The organism is Methylobacterium bullatum, assembly GCF_014845095.1.
Taxonomy (GTDB): domain Bacteria; phylum Pseudomonadota; class Alphaproteobacteria; order Rhizobiales; family Beijerinckiaceae; genus Methylobacterium; species Methylobacterium bullatum.
Genome location: NZ_NKUG01000136.1, coordinates 22,144 through 28,143, shown reverse-complemented (window position 1 = coordinate 28,143; position 6,000 = coordinate 22,144). Strand labels below are relative to the sequence as shown.

Genomic DNA, 6,000 nt, shown 5'->3' with positions numbered 1-6,000 from the left:
GGGAGGGGCTGGGAGCGGGGAGGTCGACCCCTTCGCCAATCTGAACCTGCCGGAGGGCGGGCCGAAGCCGCGCGGCCCCGCCGAGGCGACGCCCTCCTCCCTCGTCGCCACCCGTGCGGCGGAGGGGACGAACCCCATCGACACCACGGGTTACGAGACGATCACCAGCCTCGCTCAATTGGAGGCCTGGATCGCCGAGGCGCGCGAGGCCGGGGTGGTGGCGGTGGATACCGAGACCGACTCGCTCGACGCCAACAACGCCGCCCTCGTCGGCGTCTCCCTGGCGGTGGCGCCGGGGCGGGCGGCCTACATCCCCCTCGCCCATCTGGAGCCGGTGGCGGCGTCCGAGGCGAGCGACCTGTTCGGCGATGCCAAGGCGGCCACGGGGCAGTTCAGCCCGGTCACGGGCCAGATTCCGATCGATGCCGCCCTGACGGCCTTGAGGCCGCTCCTCGAGGATCCGGGCGTCCTGAAGGTCGGCCAGAACATCAAGTACGACTGGCTGGTGTTCCGACGCCAGAGCGTCGCCATCGAGATCGCCCCCTTCGACGACACGATGCTGATCTCCTACGTGCTCGATGCCGGCAAGGGCGGGCACGGCATGGACGAACTCGCCCGCCGCCATCTCGGCCACCAGCCAATCAGCTTCTCGGACGTGGCCGGCACCGGCAAGGGCAAGATCACCTTCGACAAAGTGCCGCTCGACAAGGCCACCGCCTACGCCGCCGAGGATGCGGACGTGACGCTGCGCCTGTGGCGGATGATGAAGCCGCGGCTCGTCGCCGAGCGCCGGGTGACGGTCTACGAGACCCTGGAGCGCCCCCTCATCCCGGTCATCGCCCGGATGGAAGCGGCGGGCATCCGCGTCGACCGCAACATGCTGAGCCGGCTCTCCGGCGATTTCTCGCAAATTCTTCTGCGATTAGAGCAGGAAATTCAAGACGATGCCCAGGAGACGTTCCAGGTCTCCTCGCCAAAACAGATCGGCGACATCCTGTTCGGCAAGATGGGCCTGCCCGGCGCCAAGAAGACGCCGTCCGGCCAGTGGGCCACGCCCGCCACCCTGCTGGAGGAACTGGCCCAGGCCGGCCACGAACTGCCGAAGAAGATTTTGGAATGGCGCCAGCTCGCCAAGCTGAAATCCACCTACACGGATTCGTTGCAGCAGCACGCCGACCGGGAGACCGACCGGGTCCACACCTCGTTCTCGCTCGCCGCCACTACCACCGGCCGGCTCTCCTCCTCCGAGCCGAACCTGCAGAACATCCCGATCCGCACCGAGGAAGGCCGGCGCATCCGCCGTGCCTTCGTGGCGCCGGAAGGCAGGAAGCTCATCTCGGCCGATTACAGCCAGATCGAGCTGCGCATCCTGGCTCACATCGCCGATATCCCGCAGCTGCGCCAGGCCTTCGAGGACGGCGTCGACATCCATGCCGCCACCGCCAGCGCCATGTTCGGCGTGCCCTTGAAGGACATGACCTCGGACCTGCGCCGGCGCGCCAAGACCATCAATTTCGGCATCATCTACGGCATCTCGGCTTTTGGGTTGGCCGACCGCCTCGGCATCGGCCGCGAGGAGGCCTCCGCCTTCATCAAGCAGTATTTCGAGCGCTTCCCCGGCATCCGCGCCTATATCGACGACACCAAGAAGCTCTGCCGGGATCTCGGCTACGTCACCACCCTGTTCGGCCGCGTCTGCCACTATCCGCAGATCCGCTCCAACAACCCGAACGAACGCGCCTCGGTGGAGCGTCAGGCCATCAACGCCCCCATCCAGGGATCGGCCGCCGACATCATCCGCCGGGCCATGGTGCGAATGGAGGAGGCGCTGCGAGCGGAAAAGCTCAACGTGACCATGCTGCTGCAGGTGCACGACGAACTGGTGTTCGAGGCCCCCGAGGACGAGGTGGAGAAGGCCCTGCCGGTCATCCGCCGGGTGATGGTCGAAGCGCCCTCCCCGGCGCTGACCCTACGCGTGCCGCTGGTGGTGGAGGCGCAGGCGGCAGGGAACTGGGAGGAGGCGCATTGAGCGTCGTGCTGCTCTCTCACCTTATCCCAAGGCGGAGCCCTCCAGTTCGCTCAGCGTGTTCTGGAGCCCTCCTTCGAGGCCCGCTACCGCGGGCACCTCAGGATGAGGTGGTTGGATAGGAGTTCGGGATGGCCGCCTTTGCCTACATCCTGCGCTGTGCCGACGGCAGTTACTACGTCGGATCGGCTCGCGGTGAGACCCTGGACAAGCGGCTCGGCGAGCATCACGCCGGGACGTTCCAAGGGTACACAAGCAAGCGCCGTCCCGTGGTCCTTGTCTATGCCGAGGAGTTCGAACGGGTCACCGATGCCATTGCGTTCGAGCGCAGGCTGAAAGGATGGAGCCGGGCGAAGAAGGAAGCCCTCATCGCCAGTGATTGGGATGCCTTGCAGAGATTGGCGAAACGTCCCGCCGCTCAACATTTGCCCGACCCACCCGCCTCATCCTGAGGTGCCGGAGCGTAGCGGAGGCCTCGAAGGAGGCTTCCAGAAACCACTGCGATCCCTGGCCCCCTCCTTCTGGGCCGCTTCGCGGTGCCTCAGGATGAGGTGATCGGGAAGGAGGGCGAACGATAACCATGTCACAAATAGGTGAAGCATACCGCATCGCACCACAGCCATGCCCTCCAAGCAGGAACCGCCACGTTAACGAAACGTTCATGCCGGACGAAACGTTCGTTCAACCAAACGCCGTAAAGGCGTGTGAGGACAACCTCCGCCATGATCAACACCAAGCTTTTCGTCGCCCTCGGCTTCACCGTCGCGGCGATCACGACCCCGGCCCTCGCGCAGGAGCCCCTCGGTATCCGCGTCGCTCCCCAGTTCGACGCCAACGCCCCCGAGGCCCGCGACACCTCCTCGTTCCGCGCCGCCGCCCTGCGCTCGGATGCCGTGAGCATCGAGTCGAGCCGCATCGCCCTGGAGCGCTCTCGCAACCCGAACGTCCGCAACTACGCCAAGAACGTGCTGGTCGAGCGTGAGGCCACCACCAAGGCGCTGCTGCCCGAGGGCACCTCGCTGACCGCCGGCGGCACCGTCGTCTCCGACAGCCAGCCCTTCGAGACCCGCTTCGACAATCCGGTCGGCGTCGTCCTCGCCCCGGTGACGATCTCGGCCACCATCGCCTCGCGGATCGTCGGCGGCGTGCTCGGCGGCGTCGGCATCATCGACAACACCCCCGGCGAGCCCGGCCGCCGCGTCGCCATCGGTCCGGACGGTCAGGCCCGGATCGACCGCCTGAAGAATGCCCGCACCGGCCGTGAGTTCGACCGCACCTTCGTGCAGCAGCAGGCCCGCTCGGATGCCCGCACCCTCGGCCTCTACGAGTCCTACTCGCGCAACGGCGACAACGCCCAGGGCCGCGAGTTTGCCAACCAGGCGCTCCCCTACATTGCCAACCAGCACGGCCACTCGGCGGTCCTGGCCAACCGCATCGGCGGGTGATCGACTAGCCTGACATGGAAAGGGCCGCCCGGATGGGGCGGCCCTTTTCGTTTGAGCTCGATCCACCCTCCCCCGCAGAGGGGAGAGGGAAAGCGTTCTGTCACACCGTCTGCTGGTCGACCTCGTCCTCGGGCCGCGTGCCCCGGCGCCGGCGGGCGCCGCGATCGAGGAGCGAGCGGCCCAGGGCGCGGAACGGCGCGGTGAGGCGGCGGGCGTCTTCGGCGCGCTCCATGAAGCGCTCGCCGTTGCGGATCTCCTTGTCGAGCCGGGCCATGGTGCGGGCGAGGGCCGGATCGTCGTCGTCGAGCCAGACTTCCACCGTGCGGGCGAAGGCGATGACCACGCCCTGAAGCTTGATCCGGCCGAGCGGCCCCTCGGTATCGATACCGGCGGCCGCCAGCATGAAGCGGTGGGAGTTCAGCGCCACACCGTTCAGGGCGACAAGGGAAAGCGGATCGCCACGCAACGCATAGGAAATCCGGCGCAGGGCGTCCTTGTAGGGCGTCATCGCATCGAGCCGGCGCATGAGCATGTCGAACAGACGCTCGCGGGTGGGCTCCTCGGCGAGGTCGGAGGAATCGCCCTCCAACACCTTGCGGTCGATGATCCGCGACAGGCCGCCCAGCACGGCCCCCTTGGAGGAGAACAGCTCTCGGAACTCGGCCAGCGACAGGCCGGCCTCACGGGCGATGTCACCGATCTCGATGTCGTTCCAGGGCTGCACGGCGGCAAGCCGCATCAGGGCCTCGACGGCGGCCTCGCGCGGGGATTGCCGCGGGGCGGCGACGGCGATGTCGGTCCCAGCGGTCTCGTCACCGCCCTCGGGCTTCGCACCTGTGGTGTTTGCCATGGTCGTTCGATCCTCGTGTCTGTTCCCTACCATGTAGGTTGCGCAGGCGGATCGGTTAGGGGCGGCTCAGCCGGAGAGCTCGCCGGCCCGCACCGCCGCCGCGGCGACCGCTTCGCGCATCAGGTCCGGCACGCCGCCTTCGCGCATGAGCACGGCCAGCGCCGCCGCCGTGGTGCCGCCGGGCGAGGTCACGTCGCGCCGCAACTGCCCCGCCTCGTAGGGACTGGCGGACAGGAGCGCCCCTGCCCCCGCCACCGTGCCACGGGCGAGCCGGGCGGCCATGTCGGCGGGCAAGCCGGCGGCCACGCCCGCCTCCGCCATGGCCTCGGCCAGGAGGAAAACGTAGGCCGGGCCGGAACCGGACAAAGCCGTGAGAGCGTCGATGAGCGCCTCGTCGTCGAGCCATTCCACCGCGCCGACGCCCTTCAGCAGCGCATCGGCCTGGTCACGCTGACCGGGGGAAACCTCGGCACTCGCCACCGCTCCGGTGACGCCCCGCCCGATGCTCGCCGGAAGGTTCGGCATCGCCCGGACGATGGCGCGGGCGGCGGGCAGGCGGCGGCTCAGGTCGGCGATGGTCTTGCCCGCCAGGATCGAGACGACGAGCGTGTGGGGTGCGATCAACCCGTCGAGGAGGCCGGCGGCGCCCTCCAGCCCCTGCGGCTTGATCGCGAGGATCAGCGCATCGTTGGCCGGCACGTCGCTCGGGTTCAGGGCTATGCCGTGGCTCTCGCAGAGCCGCACCATCTCGGGCGAGGCCTGCGGATCGACGACGCAGGTCCTGGCGGCATCGAGCCCCCCTGCGAGCCAGCCCGCCAGCATCGCGCCGCCCATCTTGCCCGCCCCCACCAGGGTGAGGGACGCGGGCAAGGCCGAGGAAGACGGAACGCTCACGCCTCGCCTTCGGTCTCGAACAGGACCGCATCCAGGGATTCGCGGGCGGACTTGCCCGCCCAGAGCACGAACTGGAACGCCTGATAGTAGCGCTCGCAGGCATCGACAGCGGATTTCAGCATCATCGCGCACTGGCTCTGGGTCGGCGCGGCGCCGTCCGTGAGCAGCAGCGAGTGCCGGAACATCACCACACTGTCGGTGGACCACAGGTCGAAATGGCCGACCCAGAGTTGCTCGTTGACGAGGGAAATGAGGGTGAGGATCTCGGTGCGGCGATGCGCCGGAACCTTCAGGTCGAAGGCGCTGGCCACGTGCAGGGCCTCCACGTCCTCGATCCAGGTGAAGGCGACATGGTAGTCGGACCAGCGGCCGGCCACGGCCACCGACATCTCGTCGGTCTCGGCCCGGTCGAAGATCCAGTCACGAAGGGAGGCGAGCCGCTCGACGATGTCGAGGGGGTGCTCGTTCCGGTCGAGGCCTTCGATGTGGAGTTGGGTCATAGCGGTCCAGGTTGGCGTCCCGGGAGGGGCGCCGATAATGGTGAACGACAATCGATCCCGCTCACGAGTCGCCGTTCCCAAGCTGAATCCCCGCATAGGCAAGGCAGAGCTTGTTCGGCAAGAAGTTGAAGGGTCGAAGGTCGGGTCCGGGGGCGAAGCGAATCAGTGCTTCACTCACTATAGACCGTGGCGGACTCGCGTTTCAAAGCGCTCGGGAGAAGCGGTGAACAGGAAAGCGGATTTCCACCATTCCTTCCTGTGCACAAGCTTGAACCCGAGCGGCGC

General features: G+C 67.8%; 6 protein-coding genes. 3 read left to right on the top strand and 3 right to left on the bottom strand.

The genetic code is table 11. The annotated features are described in order from the left end of the window. The 3 genes from polA to MBTS_RS18355 all read left to right on the top strand — a co-directional run. Positions 1 to 2,029: DNA polymerase I (gene polA, locus MBTS_RS18365; protein ID WP_192216182.1), on the top strand; the 2,029-nt coding region annotated here is incomplete at its 5' end. A gap of 128 nt (positions 2,030 to 2,157) precedes the next feature. Continuing rightward, entirely contained in the window at positions 2,158 to 2,478 is a 321-nt protein-coding gene (locus MBTS_RS18360) for a GIY-YIG nuclease family protein (protein WP_192216181.1), read from the top strand. 270 nt (positions 2,479 to 2,748) lie between these two features. After that, complete coding sequence (locus tag MBTS_RS18355) at positions 2,749 to 3,471, top strand: DUF4142 domain-containing protein (RefSeq protein WP_147830683.1); 723 nt, start codon at positions 2,749 to 2,751, stop codon at positions 3,469 to 3,471. Positions 3,472 to 3,571: 100 nt separating this feature from the next. Here the strand turns inward: MBTS_RS18355 and MBTS_RS18350 are convergent, their stop codons facing one another. The 3 genes from MBTS_RS18350 to MBTS_RS18340 form a co-directional block, all read right to left on the bottom strand. After that, entirely contained in the window at positions 3,572 to 4,321 is a 750-nt protein-coding gene (locus MBTS_RS18350; protein WP_192216180.1) for a TetR/AcrR family transcriptional regulator, read from the bottom strand. Positions 4,322 to 4,387: 66 nt separating this feature from the next. Continuing rightward, complete coding sequence (proC, locus tag MBTS_RS18345; RefSeq protein ID WP_018045510.1) at positions 4,388 to 5,215, bottom strand: pyrroline-5-carboxylate reductase; 828 nt, start codon at positions 5,213 to 5,215, stop codon at positions 4,388 to 4,390. Continuing rightward, positions 5,212 to 5,715, bottom strand: a complete 504-nt coding sequence (locus tag MBTS_RS18340; RefSeq protein ID WP_018045511.1) for a type III secretion system chaperone family protein — start codon at positions 5,713 to 5,715, stop codon at positions 5,212 to 5,214. The genes proC and MBTS_RS18340 overlap by 4 nt, the downstream gene beginning before the upstream one ends. Positions 5,716 to 6,000: the final 285 nt, after the last annotated feature.